Source organism: Phormidium sp. FACHB-592 (assembly GCF_014695795.1).
Taxonomy (GTDB): domain Bacteria; phylum Cyanobacteriota; class Cyanobacteriia; order Leptolyngbyales; family Leptolyngbyaceae; genus Stenomitos.
This window is the reverse complement of sequence record NZ_JACJOZ010000069.1, coordinates 86,778-110,839: the sequence shown is the minus strand read 5'-3', so window position 1 is coordinate 110,839 and position 24,062 is coordinate 86,778. Positions and strand designations below refer to the sequence as shown.

The 24,062-nt window shown below is 45.6% G+C and carries 14 protein-coding genes; 9 read left to right on the top strand and 5 right to left on the bottom strand.

What is annotated here, in order from left to right:
- Window positions 1-907 precede the first annotated feature (907 nt).
- Window positions 908-2,623, top strand: coding sequence for an AAA family ATPase (locus tag H6F86_RS17975; RefSeq protein ID WP_199305357.1), 1,716 nt, complete (start codon window positions 908-910; stop codon window positions 2,621-2,623).
- Window positions 2,624-2,648: 25 nt separating this feature from the next.
- On the opposite strand, the gene H6F86_RS17970 is transcribed toward H6F86_RS17975, so the two are convergent.
- Window positions 2,649-3,953, bottom strand: a complete 1,305-nt coding sequence (locus H6F86_RS17970) for a hypothetical protein (RefSeq protein ID WP_190450097.1) — start codon at window positions 3,951-3,953, stop codon at window positions 2,649-2,651.
- 288 nt (window positions 3,954-4,241) lie between these two features.
- On the opposite strand from H6F86_RS17970, the gene H6F86_RS17965 reads away from it, so the two are divergent.
- On the top strand, window positions 4,242-4,550 hold the full coding sequence (locus tag H6F86_RS17965) for a hypothetical protein (protein WP_190450096.1): 309 nt from the start codon (window positions 4,242-4,244) through the stop codon (window positions 4,548-4,550).
- Window positions 4,551-4,866: 316 nt separating this feature from the next.
- The gene (locus H6F86_RS17960) at window positions 4,867-5,043 is read left to right on the top strand and encodes a hypothetical protein (RefSeq protein ID WP_190450095.1); all 177 of its coding nucleotides are present in this window, start codon (window positions 4,867-4,869) and stop codon (window positions 5,041-5,043) included.
- Between the two features lie 133 nt (window positions 5,044-5,176).
- Here the strand turns inward: H6F86_RS17960 and H6F86_RS17955 are convergent, their stop codons facing one another.
- Window positions 5,177-6,676, bottom strand: a complete 1,500-nt coding sequence (locus H6F86_RS17955; protein ID WP_190450094.1) for a hypothetical protein — start codon at window positions 6,674-6,676, stop codon at window positions 5,177-5,179.
- Window positions 6,677-7,579: 903 nt separating this feature from the next.
- On the opposite strand from H6F86_RS17955, the gene H6F86_RS17950 reads away from it, so the two are divergent.
- From H6F86_RS17950 to H6F86_RS17925, 6 genes are all read left to right on the top strand, one after another.
- Entirely contained in the window at window positions 7,580-8,752 is a 1,173-nt protein-coding gene (locus tag H6F86_RS17950) for a glycosyltransferase family 2 protein (protein WP_190450093.1), read from the top strand.
- An 8-nt stretch (window positions 8,753-8,760) separates the two neighbouring features.
- Window positions 8,761-9,945, top strand: coding sequence for a glycosyltransferase (locus tag H6F86_RS17945; RefSeq protein ID WP_190450092.1), 1,185 nt, complete (start codon window positions 8,761-8,763; stop codon window positions 9,943-9,945).
- Window positions 9,946-9,950: 5 nt separating this feature from the next.
- Window positions 9,951-11,249, top strand: coding sequence for a glycosyltransferase family A protein (locus H6F86_RS17940; protein ID WP_190450091.1), 1,299 nt, complete (start codon window positions 9,951-9,953; stop codon window positions 11,247-11,249).
- 272 nt (window positions 11,250-11,521) lie between these two features.
- Window positions 11,522-12,313, top strand: a complete 792-nt coding sequence (locus tag H6F86_RS17935) for an ABC transporter permease (RefSeq protein WP_190450090.1) — start codon at window positions 11,522-11,524, stop codon at window positions 12,311-12,313.
- A complete protein-coding gene (locus tag H6F86_RS17930; RefSeq protein WP_190450089.1) occupies window positions 12,314-13,564 on the top strand; it encodes an ABC transporter ATP-binding protein in 1,251 nt (416 codons plus the stop codon). It begins immediately after the preceding gene.
- 93 nt (window positions 13,565-13,657) lie between these two features.
- On the top strand, window positions 13,658-17,194 hold the full coding sequence (locus H6F86_RS17925) for a trifunctional glycosyltransferase/class I SAM-dependent methyltransferase/polysaccharide deacetylase (protein WP_190450088.1): 3,537 nt from the start codon (window positions 13,658-13,660) through the stop codon (window positions 17,192-17,194).
- Window positions 17,195-17,645: 451 nt separating this feature from the next.
- Here the strand turns inward: H6F86_RS17925 and H6F86_RS17920 are convergent, their stop codons facing one another.
- The 3 genes from H6F86_RS17920 to H6F86_RS17910 all read right to left on the bottom strand — a co-directional run bounded on the left by H6F86_RS17920 (window position 17,646) and on the right by H6F86_RS17910 (window position 23,321).
- Window positions 17,646-19,163 carry a 2Fe-2S iron-sulfur cluster-binding protein gene (locus H6F86_RS17920; protein ID WP_190450087.1) on the bottom strand — a complete coding sequence of 506 codons (1,518 nt, stop codon included), beginning with the start codon at window positions 19,161-19,163 and terminating at the stop codon, window positions 17,646-17,648.
- A gap of 72 nt (window positions 19,164-19,235) precedes the next feature.
- Window positions 19,236-20,945: a hypothetical protein gene (locus tag H6F86_RS17915; RefSeq protein WP_190450086.1), complete on the bottom strand. Its 1,710-nt coding sequence runs from the start codon at window positions 20,943-20,945 to the stop codon at window positions 19,236-19,238.
- A gap of 465 nt (window positions 20,946-21,410) precedes the next feature.
- Complete coding sequence (locus tag H6F86_RS17910; protein WP_190450085.1) at window positions 21,411-23,321, bottom strand: serine/threonine-protein kinase; 1,911 nt, start codon at window positions 23,319-23,321, stop codon at window positions 21,411-21,413.
- Window positions 23,322-24,062 lie beyond the last annotated feature (741 nt).

The window sequence follows — 24,062 nt, the reverse complement described above, 5'->3', positions numbered from 1 at the left end:
GGTCTAGCAGTTAAGAGCGACCGGACTTACAATCTCCTTTAAGCAAGCACGGCGAGAACAGAATAAATTACGAAAACGCTATGATAGCAAATCTTGATCAGGCTACCTGATGCCTTGTTGAAGCAGTCTGATCAATCAAAACTGACTTGATTACTGCGGGTACAGGGTCAGCCAGTCCTCGTTGAAGGCTTTAGAAACCGATTCAGTCGTTTTGGGTACTAGAGGCGAGAGTGGGCAATTGCTTTTTGTTAAGGGGAATACACTCCCAAGACTTGAGCTAGCCCTAGAGACGCTCCATGAGGTGTCACTCCGTCAAATTACTGAGTACAGCAACGCTAACTGCACCAGCCTTCTCTTAAAATGCGTAAACCATAACAGGCAGTTCCTTGAGACAACGCTAAAAATCAAGGCGCTTGATGTTGAGCCATTCTGAGTTGAGCCATTCTGAATTGAGTCATTCTGACCGCCGATCAGTTTAGCTAAATACTGACGTTGAAGCCTCACTACTGGCGCTTAAACCCATACGCTAAATCGATCTAAGAGGTTGTTTGAAAGGGTCTGGCGGTCAAAACCGCGACGACACCAATAAAGTCCGCTGACACGGACTATCAAAGGCAAGGGTTTGACAACCTGCGGCGGCAGTTTATAGCCTGTTAGGCATGGCTACGCTAGCCTCTCTGTAGCTGGGACTTTAGTTGCCAAAACTACAAGCATCTGGACTGAGGCTTTTGGCATGGGCAGCTAGATACGAATCATTCAGCCAAAAGTCTCACTCCTGTCCATCATCCTGAAGCGATAGGTATAGGTGTACCTAGCGCCACAGGTGACAATTTTTGAGTCAGGTAGAATAGCGGCAGTCGCGCCCTGCCTTTCGGTTTGCCACTTTCAATTCTTATAGGAGACATCTATGAACCATCGGGAGATTAAAAAAGAATCTAACCTTTTATACAAAGCTGTCTTACCGTTATTGGAAAAAGGAGGCAACTTTGAGCGGTTAGTCTTAACCGATTTGGCAAAGATTTTGCAAATCTGTGGGCGCAGTCATGGCGAACTAACATCCAATGAGTTACTCGCTTTTCTAGTTGTCTTTGCGTTGATTAAGCGGGATACAGAAAAGCTGCATATTGCGATCGACTTGTGGGATACCTCCAGTGAAGTGAGGCGAAACACTGAGAAAGAGATGCTAAGACTGCTCCTGGAATTAACCAATAGCACAAACCAGAGTGAGCAATTAGCGCTACCATCGGTTTTGAACAAGTTTGATGAAGAAAAAGGTGCTAATTATTTAGATAAAGTTGTTAACGCGCTTTACCGCTTTGCTCAAGTCATTGTTAAAGCAGATGGCAAAGTGACAATGCAAGAAATGGAAGCATTATCCCAGATCTGGCAATTGCTGCATTCTTACAATAGTTCTGAAACGTACGCTCAAGCGATCGCTCCTGAAAACTTCTCGCTACCCGTTCAGAATGTTGACGATGTATTAGCTGAACTGAACAAGTTAGTGGGCATGGAGAACATTAAAACTGAAGTGAGAACGCTGACCAATTTTCTGCGGGTGCAGCAAGCTCGAGCGCAGCGCGGCATGGCAAAAACACCTACCTCACTTCATGCTGTCTTCTCTGGACCACCGGGAACTGGGAAAACAACGGTCGCTCGCTTGATGGGGAAAATCTTTAAAGAGCTAGGCTTTTTGGCAAAAGGTCATCTAGTAGAAACCGATCGTGCTGGTATGGTTGCCTCTCACATTGGTGGTACAGCGGAGAAGGTTGATGCACTGGTTAAATCTGCGTTAGATGGTGTACTGTTTATCGATGAAGCCTATGCCTTGAAACCACTCAATTCAACCCAGGATTTTGGGCAAGAGGCGATCGATGTGCTGATTAAGCGTATGGAAGATTACCGCAATCGGTTAGTTGTCATCGTTGCTGGTTATACAGACGAAATGGTAACGTTTGTGGAATCTAATCCGGGTCTAAAATCACGCTTTAATCGTTACTTTTACTTTAAAGATTACACACCAGACGAACTCGTTGCCATTTTCAATAAACTTTGTAAAGATAGCCATTTTAAGCCGACTGAGGCTGCTAATCAAACGCTCCGTGCTTTACTTAATACGCTCTACGATCGCCGTGATCGAACGTTTGGCAATGCTCGACTGGTGCGAAATTTGTTTGAGAAAACTATTGAACAACAAGCAAACCGACTCGCTGTTATTTCAACACTGACAGATGAAGTGCTGACAACAATACAGCCAGAAGATATCCCGCTGCTGGAGGTCTTACTGCCACGGCAAAGCGATCGCGAACCGACCAGGCAAGAGGCGATTAATCTGAATGCAACGTCAGTACTCGATGAACCGCTGCCTCAAGATGGCATTCAGCAGCTAACCACGCTGATTAACCAGGCACTACAGCCAGATGGTATTACCGCTAAAGCGAACCTGAAGGATCATAGTTTGCAGATTTTGTTTGAAGCAGAAACAGCGCCTAGCGAACAACAAATGGTTGACTTCGTAAACGAAATGCTGCCGCGCCTGAAGCCCAGTTTTATTACGCAGGTGCAGCTGTATGGTCGCCAACCAGGAGCTGAGTTTCCCGCCTGGAGTCAAGAGTTAACGGTATAACTGTTGCCGACTTCCATAATTAGAATTAGCCAAAACTTTCAACCGCGTAGTAAGAATTGCCATAGCTACTGTCAATGAAAATAAGGCTGCTGTCATCGCTCCCTAGTTCTCGGCTGCTAACAATGCCACGATTGAGAATATGAATAAGCTGCTGAGGCGTAAAGGATTCCAGCTCAACTACGTTGCCTGCTTCCAACCAGGTAATCTCATCTTCTGATAAGCTCGATCGCACCTCAGGAGACATTTGTTTCGCTGCTTCAACCGCATCGGCTGTATTTTGAATAAACATAGACTTGCTAGGAAAAACTTGCCGTGGCAATAAGCCTACGTCAAAGATTTCAACACTGCTATTTTGAAACCATTTAGCACTGCTTCTTAGTTGATGAACCAAGCCTACACCTCTAGCACTGCAATCATGAAAGGCGTACACTTTTAGTTCAGGATTGCGGCGCAACATTCCCATAGTAGTGTCAAAAATGCTCTGCGGATAACCTGTAATGCTAAGAATCGCGCAATTATTTTCAAAATGAAAATTATTGGCAATCAAAATTTGGGCGATCGCAGCACTGCTACAAACAACTAGGCGATCGAAGCTATATGCAGTGACATCTGAATTGACAGTAGCAGGCGTTCGGTCTTCACGAGCAGGCGGCAGCATATTCGTTGCAGAACCATTGATTTGCTGCCAGCGATCGAGCCATCCCTGAAAGAGAGCAGCATCAACTATTAGCTGCTGATGAATCAACATTTGACGACTCTGCCGCCTGCCATAGTAAAACGACCCAACGCCTAAAAAAACACTAATAGCAAAAAGCGGAAAAGAGTTGCCTATAATGCTGACACCTATTCCAGCCGCTAAGATAACGCCTCCAATAATTTGCAGTGCTTTCGCACTACTCTGACGTGCCCTATTGCTTGTTTTTCTAGATTGGCTGGTAGAAGCCAAAATGACAATAGCAACAAGGCTAATAGCAATTGCAGGGAGGGATGCCATTAAGACACTAACCGTATGAGTAAAGAGATTAGAACCCACCACCAGCGTCATAAATGTGGTTACTACAAGGTAGAGAAGCAAACAGCCTTTAGCAGACAACAAATTCTTGGTTCGTAGTCGTTTGTCAAAAAAGTATAAAAACTGTTTGGGTGTGAAAAAGAGCGTATTGTTTGCTGAAAGATCGGCGATCGCTTTGGCGAACATGGGGTCTGTCACTTTAACTGTTCCCATTGCCGTTGGTTCAAAGGCAAACGGATGCTGACAATTTTTGCAGCGACCTTGATTGTCGGTTCGATCTTTTAATGTATTGTCAGTGCTACAGCGAATACATTTCATAATGTTCTATCAGTTAGAAATTAACTATAGCGATCCTATCTAGATTGTGAGAAAGGATTCCAGTGGAATCCTTTCTCACAAAGTCTCTCAATCTCACAACTGATTTAGGACTGCTATAGGAAGTAGAAGGGTTAATTAAATACGGCTTCTAAATAATTTACCCCTAACTACTCACATAGTCGGCATTAAACGCTAATCAGACCTGTTTGTCTAATTTACAACGTTATCTCAGAAAGTTCTCAGGTTGTCCTCATCTTGAGCCTTTAACGTCAGCGGATACTGCAACAAATGGCAAAGCCGCTAATGGTGTGCCTTGTTTATGCTTCAGTTGTAAAAAACGTTACGGGCAAAGTGATGATTAGCTCTCAGCCTGCTGCTAGGCTTTCTCCTCAACTGCTTTTGCAACGTGTTTCTCGTGGTCAGCTTGCTAATGCCGTGATGTTGGGTGGTGTGGCTTTAGCTGAGGCGATCGTAGCGGCATGGTTTGCTAAAGAAGGGACAACCAGCCAGATTTTTCAACATTTAAACCAGTTGCAGGAACAGTCACCGATGGGGATAGAAGCGCCCATGATAGTTGAGGGCTACCTACTGTTTTAGGCGGTTGCGCTCTTATTGGTAGCATTGGTAATCATGCAGGTCGCCCCACGTCCAGCCCACTAGTCAAGAACTTTAGTGATCAGTATTCTGGCTGTGCTAACAATGCGTTATTTACTCTGGCAATCGCTCTCAACGCTTAACCTCAGTACTTGGCTCAATGGCGTTTTTAGCCTGGGGCTATTTTTTCTAGAGTTGACCATACCAGTAGTCGTATCATTCAACTTATTTTGCTGTTACAGGTACGCGGTTCGCGTAGTGATCCGATAGTAGTTGCCAACCTGAAGCCGATCGACCATCTGAGGCAGTACTTAGTGGCGTGTTCACCCCCACTGTTGATATTGTCATTCCCACCTATCACCCGGGGCAGTGGAAAAGCCGTTGTGCTCTAGGAGAATTACGATCGCCGTGGCTACGCTTCAGAATCCTGTTTAAATCACAGGTGTTGTTTGATCGCAACATCAATAGCAGTGTTGTTGCAGTCTCTAAGGGATAACTCAATTCAATCTGGCGTAGGAGAAAGGATCGATCGCCTTGAAGGATCTCCTACAAATAGGCTGAAAAGCCTTTTCAGAGCCTCATTGCATTACCTATACCGTTTTTACAGCATAATTAAATAGATCGTTACCTTAATTTCGGATGCGAACAAAGCCGCCCGCAATGCCCTCTGCCGAATTACGCAGTTTAACATTGGGTGAGATTTCAACCGTGCAAGGAAGCTGAGTTGCCCAACATAAAATACTCTGAATTGGAGAAAAATACGTAATATCGTTGACTTGTTTCTTCTCAAAGGAAATCCTCTGAATTTGCGGAGGCAACAATAATTGAGATGAGTCAATGCTGGCGTAGCTTGTAATGATTGCAGCGATTAAAGAAAGACAGATAATAGGCATAAATCTGTAGAGATTTCGCAAAGGGAACTGTGAGCTTAACCGCTCAACAACCCTATTAAAGGCATCCTCAAAATTATTTTGAAAGTAGATTGCCATGCCTAAAGCAGGTAAAAGAACGAGGTAGGGGATTGCAAACCTGAAGAAAGGGGATTGCAGTATGATGAATACGATTCCTAAAACTGCTATTAATATCACCCAAAGCGGCTCAGAGAAGCGGTCCATTTTTACTTTTCTTGCAAGGTAGATTGCAGGAAAGATTGAGAATAAAACTAAGAAAGCCATGAATTGCCTTTGGATGGAGGAGTTAAACCAGCGCCAAAATGACCAGAGCCAAGGATGGATACCAGATGGCGGTGAGTCTGCCCAAGTTATTACGCCATGCGTCCCATTAGCTGTCTGTTTAATTTCTTCCAGGGCTGGCGACCAGGGTAAATCGAGACAGAACAAAGAAGATGGATAAATTGGACACCCGGACGTAATGGCTCCAGAAATGAGCATCGGGGCGATCGCTACTGTGATTACTACGCCTGCGACCAAAAATCGTCGTGGTTTAAACCCTCTAATAAAAATAAAAAATAAGCTAGAGATTAATAAAACTGGCAAAGCGGTCAGTTTTACGGTTACGGCTCCTGCTGCTAAGAATAGCGGAATTACTTCAGGTTCGATCGCTCTTTCGCTACTTGTTGGAGAAAGCTCTTTACGAGTAGAGAGTCCTAAAATTGACCAGACCGTAACCTCTACAAGAAAAATGACCGGAATATCTGGAGAGGGCGAGACTAAAATGGTTGCTAACGAACTTACCAACATTAAGGCTGGTAAAAGTATGAGTGAGCAAGCTACCATAAACCAATCACTTAAGTAGGCTTTACGCTTCAAACAGTGCGTTAAGCAAATGAAGAATTGTAAGGTGGCAATGAGGAAAACAAAGCCGTTGGTAACTGCGCTAACGCGGGCATCAAAAATTTCAGCATTGAGAGGTGCAGCAAAGGCAAACCAGGATGAGGTGAAGCCGAAGTTGGGAAATAGTAAGGCTACACCCGGAACAGTGCCAAACTTCTCTAGCCATTGAATCACTTGGTAATGGTAGTACCCTGTGTCGTACCAGGTAACTTGACGAGTCATTAGAGATGCGATCGCGATCGCCAAAGCCAAGAAGCCAAAAATTTTCTTTCTCGATACCTTTGGTCTTAACGCCACCAGTTCTGTTCGAGTGCGTTTTGACAACAATGCTATCAAACAAAAGCTTCCTGCAACGCCTGCTCCTACAAGTGGAGATAAAGGAAGAATGAGAGCGGTTGCTAAGAGCGCGATCGCTAGTGTGACAGTTCCTACCCACACAGAGACGATCAGACGATCGCCAGCTCGTGTTAAATAGCTGACCTGAAAGACATTGAGCAACCCAATGCCGATTAAGTAGCCAGTAGCAAGTAGAACAATCCAAACAATAACGAAATAGCTCATTATTTCCTCTGAAGGGCTTTATTGAGACAACATTCTCTATTCAGTTGGATCGAAGTTGGGCAAGTTTAATGAGTGTGATATCTAAAGCAAATTTAGAACATTGCCTGGTAACTGTACTGAAAGTACTAAGACGTTCTTTCTACAATACCTGGAGCGTTCATCCGGAAGATTTTGCCGAACTTCACTCAAAGTACAGAGGCTTGTTCAAGATTTTTGTTTTTAGTGGAAATACTGAGGAAAGCTTCAACCACTTTGGTCAAGTGTGTCATCTTTAGTGCACTGGTGCATTGATTTATTTGCTCTCAACCTAATGATCAGTTCACCCAAATCAGTCCCTATCAGGACTTTTCAGAGCGAATCATGCTTTTACTTTTTGGCGCTGACTACAACTAGGAGCGGCTCGAATAAGCGTCCAGGTTGCTTAAGTCGAACACCCCTGCTTCGTTGATGAAAATTGTGAAGTTCATCCGGATAGCCTCACTAAGCTTGCGAATAAGTTAAAGCGTTCTCCATTAGGACGCACTGGGTTTTATTCCATCTACGGTGGGTTCCCCTTTGTTCTGGGTCGTCTGCTTCACTGGCAAAACTAGTATTAATCAAGAATGATAGTAAGGACTATGAATGTCTTGAAAAGAAGCCTTGTCTTAGCAACATAGAGTAACTCAATCATTGGTATTCATGAATTATCCTTGTGAGAAACAATCTTTACCATTAGTCTCTGTTATTATCCCTGCTTACAATGCTGAACAGTTTGTGGAGCGAACACTAAACTCTGTTTTGAACCAAACTTATCAGAAACTTGAAGTAATTGTTATTGATGACGGTTCTCACGATCGCACAGCCGAAATTGTCAGCGAGATTGCTCATCGGGACGATCGCGTTATTCTATTACATCAACCCAATTCAGGCGTTGCTGCTGCTCGCAATCTAGGAATTCAGCATTCTAGAGGAGAATTCATTGCACCGATCGATGCCGATGATCTTTGGCATCCTGAAAATATTGCAAAGCAGGTGCATTGTTTTGCTAATTCTAACTCTAATGTAGGCTTAGTATATTCATGGTCTTTAGACATTGATGAACATGATTTGCCAACTGGAGAAACTCATGCTGCCCAAGTTGAGGGAAATGTCTATTTAACTCTGCTTTGCCACTATTTTTTAGCAAACGCAAGTGCTTCACTCATTCGTCGAAACTGCTTACAGAAAGTTGGGAGCTATAACTGCCAGTTCAAAAAGCAGAATGCTCAGGGCTGCGAAGATTGGGATTTTTATTTGCGGGTTGCAGAACAATTTGAGTTTCGCTCTGTACCTGAGTTCCTGGTTGGCTATCGCAAAATTCAGCATAGTATGTCTTGCAACTACAGCTCCATGGCAAGTTCTCATACGTTAATGCTGCAACTAATTCGGTCAAGGCATCCAGAGATCCCTGCTCTCATTTACCGTCTGTCAAGCAGTAGTTTTTATATGTATCTAGCACGGCAAAGCGAACAACAGGGTGACTATCAAAGTACACTGTCTTGGCTACAAAAAGCTTTAGAGACCGATTGGCTAATTTCCTCTTTAAGAACTGAGCTGTATACACTATCAATTAAGGTCTTTTTGAGGTCCAAATTTCAAGCTGTCACTTCTTCATCCAAGTTGAGCTATCACTTTTCTAAGCAGTTAAAGAGGGAAAATGGTAGGTCTAGTAGTGACGAAAAACTAACTTTTAATTTCAACCCAAAGAAGCTGAATCAATCTAAATCTACTTTAGAGATTCTATTGCACAAATTTTTATCGATCTTGGCTTTAAAGCTAAGAGTAAAAAATCAAAAGTTTCAGAATCGTCTGAGCTATAAAAAAGTTTTATAGAGGTAGAAATGGCAACAGCTGTTCTTGATCTTGATTTACAGAAGCTTCCATCAGTCATTGCTGGGTTAGAACGTTATAACAAAGCACTTGCTTTAATTCGCCTAAATGGGAAGCCGATCGGTAAAGCCTATTTATCAGTTTTTGACGGAAAGATTGATGGGGCTGAACTACGAGCTGCCGTGCTAAGTAGTATGGGTTCAAATCTTGAAACAGCCTGGCTCCATCACTACTTAAATTGGGATAGCATTGAGAGCAAAAACTTTATCCCTCCTAAAGCGACGATAGCCGTTTGTACGCGCGATCGACCTGAGGATGCCCGACGCTGCCTTGATGCACTAATGCGCTTACCTGACGATGGGCAAGAGGTCCTGATAGTTGATAACTGCCCATCAACAGATGAGACACAACGGATTGTAGAGAGCTACAGTCGCGTACGCTATGTACGTGAGGATCGCCCTGGGCTTAATAATGCCCGAAATCGTGCCTTGCAAGAAGCGGCTCACGAAGTCATTGCTTTCACAGACGACGACGCAGTTCCGGATTCAAACTGGCTGCGATCACTCCTGAGAAACTTCCATGATCCAATGGTCATGTGTATAACAGGTTTAACAATGCCATTAGAACTAGAAACCGAAGCGCAGGAGTGGTTTGAGCGGTACTGTCCTTTCGGAAAAGGCTTTGAGCGAGTTGTTTTCAGAGGAGATAGACAAAATCCTATTGCAACAGGGCGAGTGGGGGCAGGAGCTAACATGGCTGTACGTCGCAGCTTACTTGAGTTGGTTGGTTCCTTTGATGAACATTTAGACGCGGGAACACCAACCTGCTCAGGTGGAGATCACGAAATGTTCGCCCGAATTCTGATGACGGGTTATCAGATTGTGTATGACCCAACGGCACTAAGTTGGCATCGACATCGACGTACCTGGGAAGAACTACGGCGAGCGCTCTACGGTTATGGAGTTGGAGTTTACGCTTATTGGACTCGGATACTTCTAGTTGAAAGAGATCCAAGCATGTTTCCGATCGCTCTAGCTTGGTTCCATCAAGATCAACTACCTTATCTAGTAGGTGCCCTCTTTAAAAGACCTGGCAGCATTCCTTTAGATCTCATCGTTGCAGAATTACACGGTTGTCTTGTAGGTCCTTGGGCTTACTTTTCTTCACGGCAAAGATCAAAGAGTTATCAATCATGAATAGTATGAAGCCATTTACTAGCGTAATTATTCCTACACATAACCGTGTTGCTGCTCTCAAGCGTAGTCTTGATGCTCTGAAGGCTCAAAGCTATCCACTTCAACAGATAGAAGTTATTGTTGTAGCCGATGGTTGTACGGATGGAACTGTAGAGATGCTCCGCAGCTATGAGGCGCCCTTTGCTCTTCAAATTGTTGAGCAGTCTGGACAAGGTGCAGCAACAGCCAGGAACCAAGGAGCAGCTCATGCAAAGGGAACATTGTTACTCTTTCTAGATGATGATATTGAACCAACTCCTTACTTAGTTGAAGCTCATGCTAGTGCTCATCAGAATCAATTAAGTCATGTTGTAATTGGCTACTTACCCCCAGTCCTGCAAAACCAGACAGGATTCTTTCGTGCAAAGCTACGAGGTTGGTGGGAAGCAATGTTTTGTCCAATGAGGCAGTATGGACATCGTTTTAGCTACCGCAACCTTCTGAGCGGTAATTTCTCCTTGCAAGCAGAGTTGTTCAATCAAGTTGGTGGCTTTGATGCATCCTTTAAGTGTCATGAGGATTATGAATTGGGTGTGCGCTTAATTCAAGCAGGTGCCAACTTTACCTTTGATGAAAATGCCTTAGGATATCACCACGAAATTACTGATCTTGACCGATCGCTTCAACGGAAATATCAGGAAGGAAAAGCGAGTGTGCAGCTTGGACGCAAATATCCTGAATTAATCTCTACGTTTCCTGTTTTGTACTTGTTTAAATCTCGATCCCCCCTCTTTCAAAGCATCTTGCTCATTCTCATTTTTCAGTTTCCAATCGTGAGTGATTGGATAGTGACTAGCTTCCGAGGCTGGCTGAATGTGCTGGAATATATGCGAATGCATGGTTCTTGGCATCGATTGCTAGACCAGCTACTCGGCTACTGGTTCATGCGGGGAGTTGCTGATGTTTTAAATACCCAGGTAGCTCTCGCTCAGTTCTTAGAGCTTGAGCCAATTGCCGCAACACAAGAAGAGCCTGAGATCGAGGTTGACCTTAAGGAAGGACTAGTTGCAGCAGAACAAGTATTGGATACCTACCGTCCCACGAGTATTCGTATTTTCTACGGTCATCAACCTGTAGGTCACGTTCCCCTAGCTCCTGGACGTGAGCGTCTGCGTGGGGAACATCTTCGACCCTTTTTAGCAACTACTTTAGCTTCTTCCCTATTATCAGCAATTGCACTAGAGAAAGCTACGGATGCACTTGGTCTAAAGGACTTCTCTGCTAAACCCGTTACCTTCTCCCAAGAAACGGTGTATGTGAACTAGGGTGTTAACGTTCAAAATTCTAGAGAATCTTCCATCTTTGGAGAAGATAAGTACGACAGCCTGTGAATTTTAGGATTCTACAGTTCCTCATCAACAAGTACTTTAATAGTTAGATTCTGCATAATCTTGCCATCTCGTGAATTGGCACAATATATTTCATTGATTAGGATAATTGGAATGCTCAGAAGTTCATTAGTTTACTTGTTTCAACAACGTTGTGCCGCACGTTTAAAGCTGAATGCCAGGGAAACGAGGATTGAAAAGGCATAACTATGAAAGCATTAAGTTTTCCATTTTCTAAGCGGCAACTAGCGCAAAGGTTTGACATACTACGTGAACTTGTTGATCGCGATATGAAGCTACTCTATAAGCGATCGACGTTGGGAATTGCCTGGACATTAATTAACCCATTGCTCCAGCTCATCGTCTTTGCATTTGTCTTTCAGGTGGTGCTTCCAACTAGCATCTCTCGCTATGCCTCCTTTACATTTACTGGGTTGCTAGTGTGGAATTGGTTTCAGTCCTCGCTTTATCAAGCAACTGGGGTAATTATTGGCAACCGCTCTCTCATCAGGCAGCCTGGTTTTCCCATCGCTATCTTGCCTGTAGTTGTTACAGCAACTGGATTAATTCACTTCTTGTTAGCACTTCCCGTTTTGATTATCTTTCTGCTCATTGATGGCATTGAGCTAAAGCCTGTAATTCTGTTTCTACCGCTTTTGCAGGCACTTCAATTTATGCTGACCGTCAGTCTTACCTATGTACTGGCAGCCCTGAACGTTACCTTTCGGGACACACAGCATACATTAGGGATTGTGCTCACCCTCCTGTTTTATGTCACGCCGATCTTTTACGACATCAAGCATCTATCAGCTAACTATCAATTCTTCTACAATCTCAATCCAATGGTGCATATTGTTTCAGCTTACCGAGCTATTTTATTAGAAGGCGTGGCACCGAATTGGGTACCCTTACTCATCATCGCAATAGTCATGATGGTTTGTTTACCTATCGGTCTACAGTTTTTTCGACAGCAGAGCGATCGCTTTGTGGAGGAACTGTAAATGACTGAGTCAATTGTTGTCCAGCGATTAGGAAAGCGATTCTCTCAATATCATTGCGATCGACCCAATACTATTATGGAGGCGGCGCTCTCCGGTTGGAGACGGTTGAAACCAGTGGAACACTTCTGGGCTTTGCGCGATGTCAGTTTCATGGTTGCTCCAGGAAAAATGTTAGGGATTATTGGTAGAAATGGGGCGGGGAAATCTACTCTACTGCGGTTAATTGGCGGTGTTGGGCGTCCTGACGAGGGAAAAGTTAGGCTCAAGGGGCGGGTTGGAGCATTGCTTGATCTGGGTGCAGGTCTTCATTATGACTTGACGGGACGGGAAAACGTTTTTGTTTGCGGTGTAGTCGCAGGTCTCACTCGTCGAGAAGTAGCGCAGTGCTTTGGCTCTATTGTTGAGTTTGCTGAGTTAGCAGAGTTTATTGATAATCCAGTTCGGACTTACAGTACTGGAATGCAGATGCGGCTTGCGTTTGCTGTTGCAGTTCATACTCAACCGCAAGTGTTGCTAGTTGATGAATTTCTTTCCGTTGGCGATCTCTCTTTTCAATCGAAATGTTTGGAACGAATTGCCCAACTGAAGGAGCAAGGTTGTGCCATTATCTACATCTCTCACAGTGTTGAACAGGTTCAGGAACTTTGTGACCAAGTGCTATGGTTACGGAAGGGACAAGTTGTTGCTCAGGGTGAACCAGAGGTGGTCGTTGGACAGTATCTTGCTGAGATGCGATCAGAAACTCAGGAGCGTACTCCGTTGCGCCCGCCACAACTGACAAAAGCAGGAATAGAACTGCGAGTCAATGAAAATCGCTTTGGTTCTTTAGAGGTCGAAATTACTAATGTACGGCTTTTGCCTGCTTCAAAACTTCATAGTGGTGATGCATTAAGCATCGAAATTGAATATTTATCACCTCAGCTAATTCATGCACCAAATTTTGGTGTCAGTATCAGCAATGAGGATGGCGAAGTCTGTTTTGACACTAACATCTCTGCTAGAGAATTAGCACTTCCCTCTATTCAAGGGCAGGGCAAAATCACGCTTCGTCTTGATCGTCTTGATCTTTCAGGTGGACAGTACTTTGTCGATGTTGGCATCTACGAAACACAGTGGGATTATGCCTATGACTATCATTGGCATGCTTACTCCTTGGTAATTGACTCAATGATTCAAAAAAGAGGATTACTGTGTCCACCCCATCGTTGGGAAATCAGTAAAGCACAAATGACGATGCTCAAAAGATTGTAGTTCTGCTTTTCATCAATTACTCAAATAACATCGCTATTTTACTCTAGAGAATTAAACACTTGCAAGTTAGAACGTCTAACTAAACGATTCAATATGGCGAAAGTATCTGTTATTATCCCTGCTCATAATGCAGAAGAGACGATCGCTGAAACACTGCAATCGTTGCTTGCTCAAACTCTTTTAGATTGGGAAGCAATTGTGGTAGATGATGCTTCTGTTGATCGAACCATTGAAGTTGCTAAAAACTTGGTTTCACAAGATTCTCGCATCCAAGTAGTTAGTCAATCTAACATGGGTGTTAGTGTAGCCCGAAATACAGGTATCCAATTAGCGCAGTCTGACTGGTTACTGTTCTTGGATGCAGATGATTGGATTGCACCGGAGCATTTAGAAAAAATGCTCTGTGTGTTGGAGGCTGATCCAGACTTAGATGCAGTTCATTGTGGTTGGGCGCTGGTTGCTCCAGATGGAATCACCATCAGTCAGGGGTTTTGCCCTCAAACAAACAATTTGTTCGCTTTATTTGCCCGTAAGTGTGCTTTTGTAATCCATGCTTGCATCATTCGGAAAGCGCTGGTTGAAACTGTCGGACTGTTTGATTCCTCCTTAAAAGCTTGTGAAGACTGGGATTTATGGCAACGAGTAGCACGGACAGGTGCAGATTTCGGAGCCATTTCTGAAGTTTTGGCATTTTATCGTGCTCGACCCGATTCAGCTTCAAGAGATAGTGATCAGTTTTGTAGGGATGGTTTGCGGGTCATCACTCAAGGACATGCACCTGATTCACGTGTACCAAATCCTCGTCTCACTAATGCAAACGGTCAGTCAGTCAGTCAGCTTTTGGCTGCCAAGTCTTACTTGGTCATTTGGGCAGCGGGTCTATCATTAGGATGTACTAGAGATGCACGGTATTTACTTGATACGCTGGAAGACTGGGAACCGCAACTTCATCCTCAATACGTTGCAGAATGCCTTTTTGAATCGGCTCTACGTTCTACTTGTCAAGCACCCAATATTTGGGGAAGCCTATGGTTAAAGATTGAGCACTTTATTAATGAGTTTTTAACGGCGTTGGAAGCGCGATCGCAGGCACCTACACTAGCAAATCGTACGCAAATTATTCTAGAGCGCTTGGTTGTGGAGCATACGACAGAGCCAAGACCTATTGCGATCGGATCCACTTATGCAGTCCGGGTTGAGGTTACAGAACCGATCGCCGATATTTTCTCTCCCACATCCATTGAGCGAATTCACTGCACCATTGAACTGGAAAGAACTCCCATTGGCAAGCTTGAGCTTCCTGTTTGCGATGGATTTGTTGCAAGCTATGTGTTGAGTGATGCGATTGTGGCTGAGTATGCCTGGACAATTCTTGGAAAGTTTTTTGAACACACGATTTATTCCAAAGTTAACGATAGACAAGATTTAACAGTCCAAGAACTGCACAATCAAACAGGTTGGACAGTGTTTTTGCAAGAGCTTTGGGGTCGTCCAGAGTGGTCTGATAGGGAATTTTATGATCCTGCGGTTGTAGAGCAGTCCCGCACTCGCTGCCACAGTGACGATGGCTGGCTTGTCCTTGAAGTTAGTGAAGAGCTTCCCGACGTGGAAACCGCTCAGTCAGCGTTAAACGTAGTACTGACAGTGGGCGGTTCTGCCCTTGGCGTTGTGACAGTTCCAGTCAAGCGAAATTTCGTTTCTGCTCAGGCACTCAGGGTAGCCTTGACAACTGATAGTGGATTTGAGTTGTGTCGTGCTTGTGTACGAGAAGGATTACTAGGACAAACCATCGATAATCCTTTGTCGTTACGCGATCGCCTTGCTGAAGCAACGAAGCAGAAGCGCTTGAACAATCAATCTACGACTCAGTTTGTCCCAGTTATTCCTGATCTTCTAGACAAATCAGATTTTCCGATTGCTTACATCAAAGCTCCTGAAAACACATTGCTGCTTGGACGCAGACCAGAAGTGATGGGAACCAGTGCATCTCGACGGGCAATTCTGCCGATCGATGCAGCGACTGAACTACAAGAGGCAGCAACTGGTGCGGGGGAACCAACAACTCATCAGGTGCCATTGAATCAGCAGCTAGAACATATTGTTTACGCACCAGAGTTCATTTCACGTTCACAAAACCAGAGAAAATCATCCATTATTCATCCTGGTCAGGCTTTAGCCAGCAAAACTAAGCAAGCAAACCTGTACGATCGCAGCTACTTTGAGTCGCTGTTTGCAAAGCAAGCAGATCCCTGGAAGTACACCAACGCTTATGAGCAAACCAAGTATGAGCAAACACTCTCCCTTCTGCCACAGAAGAGAATTAAGCGAGCATTGGAGCTTGCCTGTGCTGAGGGGCATTTCACAGTTCAACTTGCTCCCCGTATCGATCATCTGATCGCTTCAGATATTTCTCAAATTGCGATCGATCGAACTGCCGAACGCTGTGCAGAGCTAGAAAATCTTGAGTTCTTGTGCCTTGATCTAGCTAAAGATCCATTGCCAGGACAGTTTGGATTGATTGTTTGTAGTGAAGTTTTGTATTACATTGGCGGACTAAAGGAACTTCGGGCTTTTGCCCAGAAAGTAGTGAATGCGCTTGAGCCTGGTGGTTACTTTTTAACTGCCCATGCCAATCTGGTTGTTGATGAACCTGATCGTACTGGCTATAACTGGGATCATCCTTTTGGTGCCAAGGTGATTGGTGAAACATTCGCTAGTACTTCTTCACTCCAGCTAGTGAAGGAATTGAAAACACCGCTTTACCGTATCCAACTCTTTCAACACCAACAGCGCTCCTGGAATCCTTTCTACCATTCGGCTCCAGAAATCATTGAGCTGCCACAGCCGACTCCCCCGCCCCGACACGTTGCTCACAAAGTTCTATGGAATGGTGGCTCTCCCCAACGCTACGACATTCCCGCCCCAGCCACCGCCCAGCTTCCAATCCTGATGTATCACCGAGTTGCACCCACAGGTTTATCTGAAATGAACCGTTGGCGAGTTACTCCGCAGGTATTCGAGGAACAACTTCGCTATCTACGCGAAACCGGGTACTACAGCATTACGTTAGAAGAGTGGCGTGTTGCGATGGCAACCAGGCAACCCTTATCAGGTCGAGCCGTACTGATTACCTTTGATGATGGGTATCTTGACTTTTTAACTTACGCTCAGCCACTGCTAAAACAATATGGCTTCTCAGTCACCGTGTTTTTAGTTGCAGATAAAATAGGGCAGTCCAACAGTTGGGACAAGTTCTATGGCGAGGATTTACCACTTCTGAACTGGCAGCAAATCCGTCAGCTTCAAGCAGAAGGGGTTGAGTTTGGCTCTCACTCTGCTAGCCATCGCCCACTTACCGGGCTATCATTTGCCGAAGTTGTGAAAGAAGGAGCACGATCGCGAGCCATTCTCCAACAAGAACTGCAAGTTCCGATTCGAGCATTTGCTTACCCCTATGGGGATTGTGATCGCGTAGTTGAACACTTAATTGGAGGTTGTGGCTATACCTTTGGACTTTCTTGTCACCCTGGTTTGAGTCATTTTAATGATGCTCTGCTGGCATTGCCTCGCATAGAGATCAAAGGCTCTGATCGGTTTCAAGACTTTGTGAAAAAACTTAGAGAGGGATAAGTCTGCTTTCTACACAACGACATTAGTTACTTGACAAATAGAAGATACTGTTCCTTGGTGAAGGATAGAGGGAAATAGATCATGATTGCCCTTTTCATCCTTAGCAAGTACTTTTTAGCGTAGGCTATCACTGCATGGGGCTGGAATATTAAGGGTACTTAGCGCTCAAGTTTACCTCCAATTGTGTCCTAACTGCCGCTGCAATTGCAATAATAGACTTCCGATCCAGCAGCTTAACGTCCCCCGGATATTTTGATTAGAGCCGAAGATGCTACTGAAACTAAAGAAAGCAGTTGATTGTCTCTACATGCATCCGCCTTATCTAATCCTCTTTCACAGCCTTGCCGTTACTTAATGAAACCAAGGGAACGGTTGAATTGGTTATCCCTTCACTTCTTCACCTCTTCACTTTCCCCGTTCCTGCTCCCTCCCTCTCCCCTTTGCTGCTCCACTAAGCGTCGATCACCACCGCTCCATTTGGGTAAGCAACACATGCGAGAGCATACCCTGCCTGCTGATCGGCGGCTGTAAGCGCCATAGGTGGAGCGTCGTATCGCACTTGCCCTTGCCGAACACGAATTTTACAGGCACCACAGGCACCAACGCGGCAAGCATGACGGATTTGAATACCTTCTTGTTCTGCAAGTTCCAAAATCGAGGCACTATCGTCTGCTTCCACCTGCCGATCTGATTGAGTGAAGTGAACAATGGGGGTTGCTTTAGCAGTAGTTGACAGTGCGTGATGTCCCTTCCCAGGATGGATAACCGTTTCCGGCTCCGATATTAAGCCTTTAGTAGCCGTTAGCTCCAGTGCCGTTGGTCGGGCTTTTTTGCCACCAAAGCTCTCTTCTTGATAGTTCTGCATAGGAAATTTCATGGACTCTAGCAAGGCACGAATGCTGTCCATGAAGCTAGCAGGTCCACAAACATAGACGGCGCGATCGAGCAAGTCAGGCACAACCATATTTAACAGTGAGTCAGAAATGCGTCCGGTCAAACCCATCCAGGCGTTACCTTGTGGTTGCTGCGTCAGTGTGACGGCTAGCTGAAAATTTGGCAGTTGGGCAGTGATGGTTTCTAGCTCAGTACGAAAAATGAGATCTGCAGGTGTGCGCGCACTATGGAGAAAGATAAGATCGCAATCGGTTAGCGTATCTTGCACCCACCGCGACATCGACATCATAGGTGTAATGCCACTGCCAGCCGAAAGCAGCAACAGCTTAGGGGGCAAATGGGGTAAACAGGTAAAATGCCCCATCGGTCCACCAATTAATTTGACGCGATCGCCCACATTGAGATGATCATGCAACCAGTTTGAAACAATGCCAGCAGGCAGATCTGACTGATCTGAAGGAGACGGTACACGCTTAATCGTCAAGCTAAGATGGTAGGGGCGGGTCGGCGATGATGAAATGGAGTACGATCGCATTACAGGCTGACCATCAATTTCGAGCGCCAGATTCACAAACTGTCCTGGCAGGTAGTTGAACAGCACAGGCGGCTCTGCAACAAAGCAGAAGGTTTTTACGTCCGGTGTTTCGTCCACAATACGGCAGCAACGGCATTGCAAATCTTCACCAGCCCATTGCTGGTCAGGCAGTGAAATAGGAGGGTGGGTCTTTAATCCATCAGCGCTACCACTATAGGAAGGAGCCGTTAACGCTTCAAGATGCAGAAACGTTTCTCCCAATTGAAGAATGTCACCTGTATGGAGTGGGCACATTTCGTTGGCAGGCACGCTTTTGCCATTGAGTAAGGAGCCAGAACTACTGCCTACATCAATGTAGTGGTAAGCATCATCAACATAAACAATTTGCCCATGGATGCGGCTAATCTCTGGACTGGGCAGCACTAAATCGCAGGCAGCGCTGCGTCCCAGCAACCATTCCATCTTTTCAGGATGCAATTGCTGTAACTGATGGCTTTGGAACTGCTGTTGCTCAAAATTAATTGACTTTAAGGTCAACATAGCGTGTAGACTCCTTTGCAAAGCGTGTGAATTGATTAAGTAGCGGTAATACCTGGAGGCTGACTGCAATTGCTAGGGATCGCTCCGATGTGCGTTTGATGGCTTTGCCTGTCTGGCGATCGTTTTTGCTAGCGTCACAGCATCATGCATCTGGACAGAAGACGGTGTGCGAGACGCTAAGAGCGATGGATGCGTGGTGGCGATCATTTCAAGCGCAGTGAAGTGGTCGGCATCTTTGAGTTTCAGGTCTTGTCGGAGTTTTTTGCAGAACTCGAAACTACCGGAACCATTTGTTGCCTTCTGTTCCAATAAATCCAGCACTACACCGATGTAGGTATGCAGCCGTAACTGTTGTGAGAAGCCCTGTAACACTTTGACTAAGGTGTAGGTTTCGTCTGGCGTTAGTTCGTCAATCGATCGTCCATCTAACAAGGTTGGATCTAGCTCAAGCTTGTGCAGTTGTTTGCGAAGGCTGATTGCCATGTGTTCACGCTCGTACTGAGCATGGGTACGCTTGATGGTGCGGTACAACCACATGGAGCCGACTACCACAATCAATGCATTGAATGCCAGCAGAGGATATAACGGCAACCGATTTAATGACGGACGTGCACCATAGGAAAAAAATGTCCAAAACGAGATCACTGTAAATAGCGTAAACACAAGATGTTGGGCGTGTTCTGCGGAAACTGGACGACCACCCCACGTCATGTAAGTGCGGCAAAGCTTCTCTAAAACCACTCCCCAGATGAACGTAATGGCAATCAAAATGCCGAAGGTGATAAACACTGCCAGCGCTTTTGGAATGGGAATGGCATAGCCGTAGAGATAGAAACCTGTGTCAAAAACATTGGCAATTTGATCTGCCTCGTGCGTCCATGCGCCTGTAAAGTAATAATCCCAGTTGCCAGCGTAGAGAAAGTAATACAAGTAGAACGCGATCACCATGCCTAAATAGCCATATTGCACCAAACGCCGACCGGGTTTACGCAACTCTGCCCAATATGTTTTCTCAGCATCAATGTCGAAACAGGATGTTTTGCAACTAACACATGCGCTACGTTCGCTGCCAGTTTGTGGATCAACTATGCGGCACATGGATTGAGTAATGGCTGGCTTTGGTGCATGATGGGTTTGACTGCCCAAGAGCGATCGTGGTCCTGTGTAAACCAGTTGCACCGGAGCCATAGGGCAAAAGTAGTGGCACCAGCTTTTGCCAGCATAGAGGTAGCCAATCAAAATGGCACAGCAAATAGTAGCAATGAGAAAGCCTGCCAGTGCCACGCGATCGGAATTGACATATAGAATACGGAGTCCTAAACCTAGAATAAACAGCCCAAATTGCACATAGAGATGGTTTCGCCCAAGCCACGAGTTTTCGCCGATCGTCACCAGTTCTCGACGCACCTCTCCCGTTAATGGATCGCGCACGTTTCGTCGCCGTTGGATACCCAAAGCACGGGGAATTTGAGACATGAAGGAAAGTGGGCAAATCCGCCGCCAGAACTCATGTCCAAGCACCAGTAAGATAAAAATTCCAGTGGGTACAATCATTGCCCACCAGATAAGCGCGCCCATCGCAAAGGGCTCTTGCGACATACAGGCATCGCGGATTTTGATGCAGCGATCGGGATCAATCCGAAAGGGACTTGCCAGATTATCTGGCTGCGTCCATAGGGGTGTCAGCGGGTCGTAGAGAAGTGAGGCAATGAGCACCAGCCAGCCAATGGTTAATAGCCAGCGGACACGGTGCATGGTTTTTTCTGGAACATTATGCAGCATTAATCTTACCTCATGTGGAAATTGTCAGTATTTAGCTGTGGAGTTGCCAACGGTGAACTTTGCCATACCAACGCAAAAAGTGCTGGCTACAGCTTTCTCCGCTTAATCCATCTCAATCCCCTTTATGAAGGGAGAAGCCGTGGACAAGGGACTCTTGCTTTGTAGCGTGTGAAACGGGAATGGGTCTAATTCCATCAATCATCTGGTTTTTGTACTATTACGTGCTTGAAACTTGAAACTTCTGTCTCCTTGCTTCCCTTAGAGAGGAACTTTGAAGGTTCCTTTTTCTAACGGAGCGGTATGATCGCACGGGGCTAGAGAGCTTTTTGCATCAGTCTGATGTATAGCCATCGCCAGACTGGTTAGAACGGGGTGCAGGGGTGGAGCCTCTGGTTAGGGCAACGTCCCATACCCCCTTCCTTCCCAATGTCCTAAGCTTTGTGACAAAAGCTATACGTTGCTTTTTCAGCGAACATTGTTAGCGTGAAGCTGCCAGACACGCAGCCGTTGATCGGCTCTCCAACTCACGAGATAGCGATGGTCAGGACTCAGTGCTACACCCAAATTTTGCCCTAGCGCACTCGACTCGCCTTGCACTAGCTGCCCTGCTTTCCGCATCCAAACTCTGAGGCTGCCGTTAGCATGCACAGTCACAATATTTTGAGCGTTGAACGAAGCCGTGATCGCATTCGCTGAATTTTTAGGAAACACTGTGGCTAATTCTTCGCGCTTTAAATCCCACAGCAACGCTTGATCTTTGCCCACGCTAAAAAGCATCTGGTCACCAACAACCTTCAACCCATCAATTGCAGCCGTATGTCCGGCAAATGTCCGTGCTAGGTTGCCCGTGTTGAGATCCCAAATTTGAATTTGGCTCAGCGATCGCGCACGATCGCTACTGGCACTGATCAGGCGATCGGAAGTTGCACCATATGCCAGTGCAGTTACTTCACCATCAGCGAGCTTCAATGACTGCATCCGAATACCTGTCTGTGCATCCCAGCGGCGGATTTTTCCTTCTTTACAACCACTGGCAATGGTGCTTCCATCAGGGCTAATGGCAACTGCTGTCACTGGCTGACGATGCCCATCAAAGGAGCGTAGAAAATGCCCAGAGACGGCATCCCACAGATAGACCGTGCCATCTTGACCACCACTGACTAACAGTTTGCTGTCCTGGCTAATATTTAGAGCGGTGACGGTAGTTGTATGCTTGGACAGCGCTTTAAGCATGGCTCCGGTTGTTAGTGACCACACACGCAAAACGTGATCTGACCCAGTGGTAACGAAGCTACGGTTATTGGGCGCAACGACTAACCGCTCAATTTCAGGCTGTACCAAAACATCACGCACCATTGTTAAATGCACGTTAGATGGATGGAAGTGCTGCCTGAGTTGGCTAAACCATAATTCGGTTTGTTGACCTTGAGCCTGAGCATACTGAATACCAACGACACCCAGTAGCACCCCTGCCACGGCTGGTACCAAACGCTTGGCTACAAAACCTTGCCAATTGGTGATGTCTGGCTGCCGAAAATATTTTTTGAGGGGCAAGGCTTGCAGGTCTGCCAACACGTCTTCTGCTTGCTGATAACGATCGCGAAAATCAATCTGCACCATACGATTGAGCAGCACAACTAAACCTGGATCGATCGCCGACTCAGGTAAATGACGCTGCCAATCCAGTTGTCCCGAAACAAGGTCGCGTTGAAACTGACGTGGATGTGCTCCGGTAAGCAAATGAATCACTAAAATACCCAGCGCATACAAATCACTATTGAGCTGGGCTTCGCCAGCATACTGCTCATCTGGCATATAATCTGGCGTACCGATCGCCAACGGACGCTCATCACTGGTAGAAGTCTCTGTTGCTTCCGGAAGCTGACAAGCTGCACCAAAATCAATCAGCACTAGCTTTCCATCTCGCTGGCGACGAATGACATTACTCGGCGTAATATCACGATGGATCACACGATGAGCATGAAGATACGTCAGGATAGATAGCAACTCTGACAGCATCTTAATTGCTGCCTGTGTTGTCAAGCGCTTACCGCGAGCAAGCCACTTGCTTAAGCTTTCTCCCTCAATATATTCCTGGATTAGGTAGGATTGATCGTGTTCATGGCTGTAAGCCAATAGGGTTGGGATTTGAGTGTGATGTTGCCCCAGCGTTTCTAAGAGCCGCGCTTCAGTCTCAAACAACTGCTGTGCGGTCTCTAGTGACAGTGTGTTGCCGGATGACAGTTGCAGTGCTTTGACAACACATAAAGGATGATGGGGAAGGTATTTGTCGCGAGCCAGATATGTTTCACTGAACCCGCCTACCCCCAATTTTTCCAGGATGAGATAGCGTCCAGTCAAGAGTTGACCAATCATGCAAATTCAACCTTTTGTGAGATGAGGTCTACACTATTGCCCTTAGGGGTAGCGGACTCTTTGACGACCTTACAGCAACTTTCAAAGGGGTAACTACGGTTTTAATGGAAGGGCTAAGGCGTGAAAGAGTGTAGCCTCTGCTAGTGGAAACGTTCATGACAGACGTTTCTGTGGAATTGCAAAATCAAGCATTGTTGCTTGTAAGGATGATTTACCTCATCCCCAGCCTTTCTTCCAAGAAGGACGCTAAACTCTAGTCCCCTCACCTGTTTCTGCAATAACCCTCACCAATTCAGCATTAGAACGTTTGCAATTAGCAAGACACTCCAGCTGATCGCGTTTTACCTTCAAAGAAAGATGGCTGCAATTTTGATAATCGGATGCCTAAAAACTTTTCGCAGTAGCCACTGCGATCACTCCATCACACCGGGAAAGCACTACATTTCAAACCTATGCCTGCAAGCCTATACATATTAAAAAAACTGATCCTGCTACGGCGGTAGACGAGAGCCTGCTTGCTCTTATGGGATTGCATTTAGTGCTGTTCTTAATGGCACTCAGTGCTGTTAGTGGTCAGATGCTCACGTAAATTATAATGGCTAGAACTGCCAGTGTCTAGGTTTTGTGACAGAACGAAGCCAGACGAGTCGTCTTTCTCTAACTGGAACACGTACATGGGGCAGGTTCTAATTGATTCTCGACCGTACAGACACAAACTGACTGTCACATCAAAGGCTTTGA

What these genes read in the sequence shown, in the direction of transcription:
- H6F86_RS17975 (WP_199305357.1), top strand. Translation starts at nt 908, where the DNA reads ATGAACCATCGGGAGATTAAAAAAGAATCTAACCTTTTATACAAAGCT.
- H6F86_RS17970 (WP_190450097.1), bottom strand. Translation starts at nt 3,953, where the DNA reads ATGAAATGTATTCGCTGTAGCACTGACAATACATTAAAAGATCGAACC.
- H6F86_RS17965 (WP_190450096.1), top strand. Translation starts at nt 4,242, where the DNA reads ATGGCAAAGCCGCTAATGGTGTGCCTTGTTTATGCTTCAGTTGTAAAA.
- H6F86_RS17950 (WP_190450093.1), top strand. Translation starts at nt 7,580, where the DNA reads ATGAATTATCCTTGTGAGAAACAATCTTTACCATTAGTCTCTGTTATT.
- H6F86_RS17945 (WP_190450092.1), top strand. Translation starts at nt 8,761, where the DNA reads ATGGCAACAGCTGTTCTTGATCTTGATTTACAGAAGCTTCCATCAGTC.
- H6F86_RS17940 (WP_190450091.1), top strand. Translation starts at nt 9,951, where the DNA reads ATGAAGCCATTTACTAGCGTAATTATTCCTACACATAACCGTGTTGCT.
- H6F86_RS17935 (WP_190450090.1), top strand. Translation starts at nt 11,522, where the DNA reads ATGAAAGCATTAAGTTTTCCATTTTCTAAGCGGCAACTAGCGCAAAGG.
- H6F86_RS17930 (WP_190450089.1), top strand. Translation starts at nt 12,314, where the DNA reads ATGACTGAGTCAATTGTTGTCCAGCGATTAGGAAAGCGATTCTCTCAA.
- H6F86_RS17925 (WP_190450088.1), top strand. Translation starts at nt 13,658, where the DNA reads ATGGCGAAAGTATCTGTTATTATCCCTGCTCATAATGCAGAAGAGACG.
- H6F86_RS17920 (WP_190450087.1), bottom strand. Translation starts at nt 19,163, where the DNA reads ATGTTGACCTTAAAGTCAATTAATTTTGAGCAACAGCAGTTCCAAAGC.
- H6F86_RS17915 (WP_190450086.1), bottom strand. Translation starts at nt 20,945, where the DNA reads ATGCTGCATAATGTTCCAGAAAAAACCATGCACCGTGTCCGCTGGCTA.
- H6F86_RS17910 (WP_190450085.1), bottom strand. Translation starts at nt 23,321, where the DNA reads ATGATTGGTCAACTCTTGACTGGACGCTATCTCATCCTGGAAAAATTG.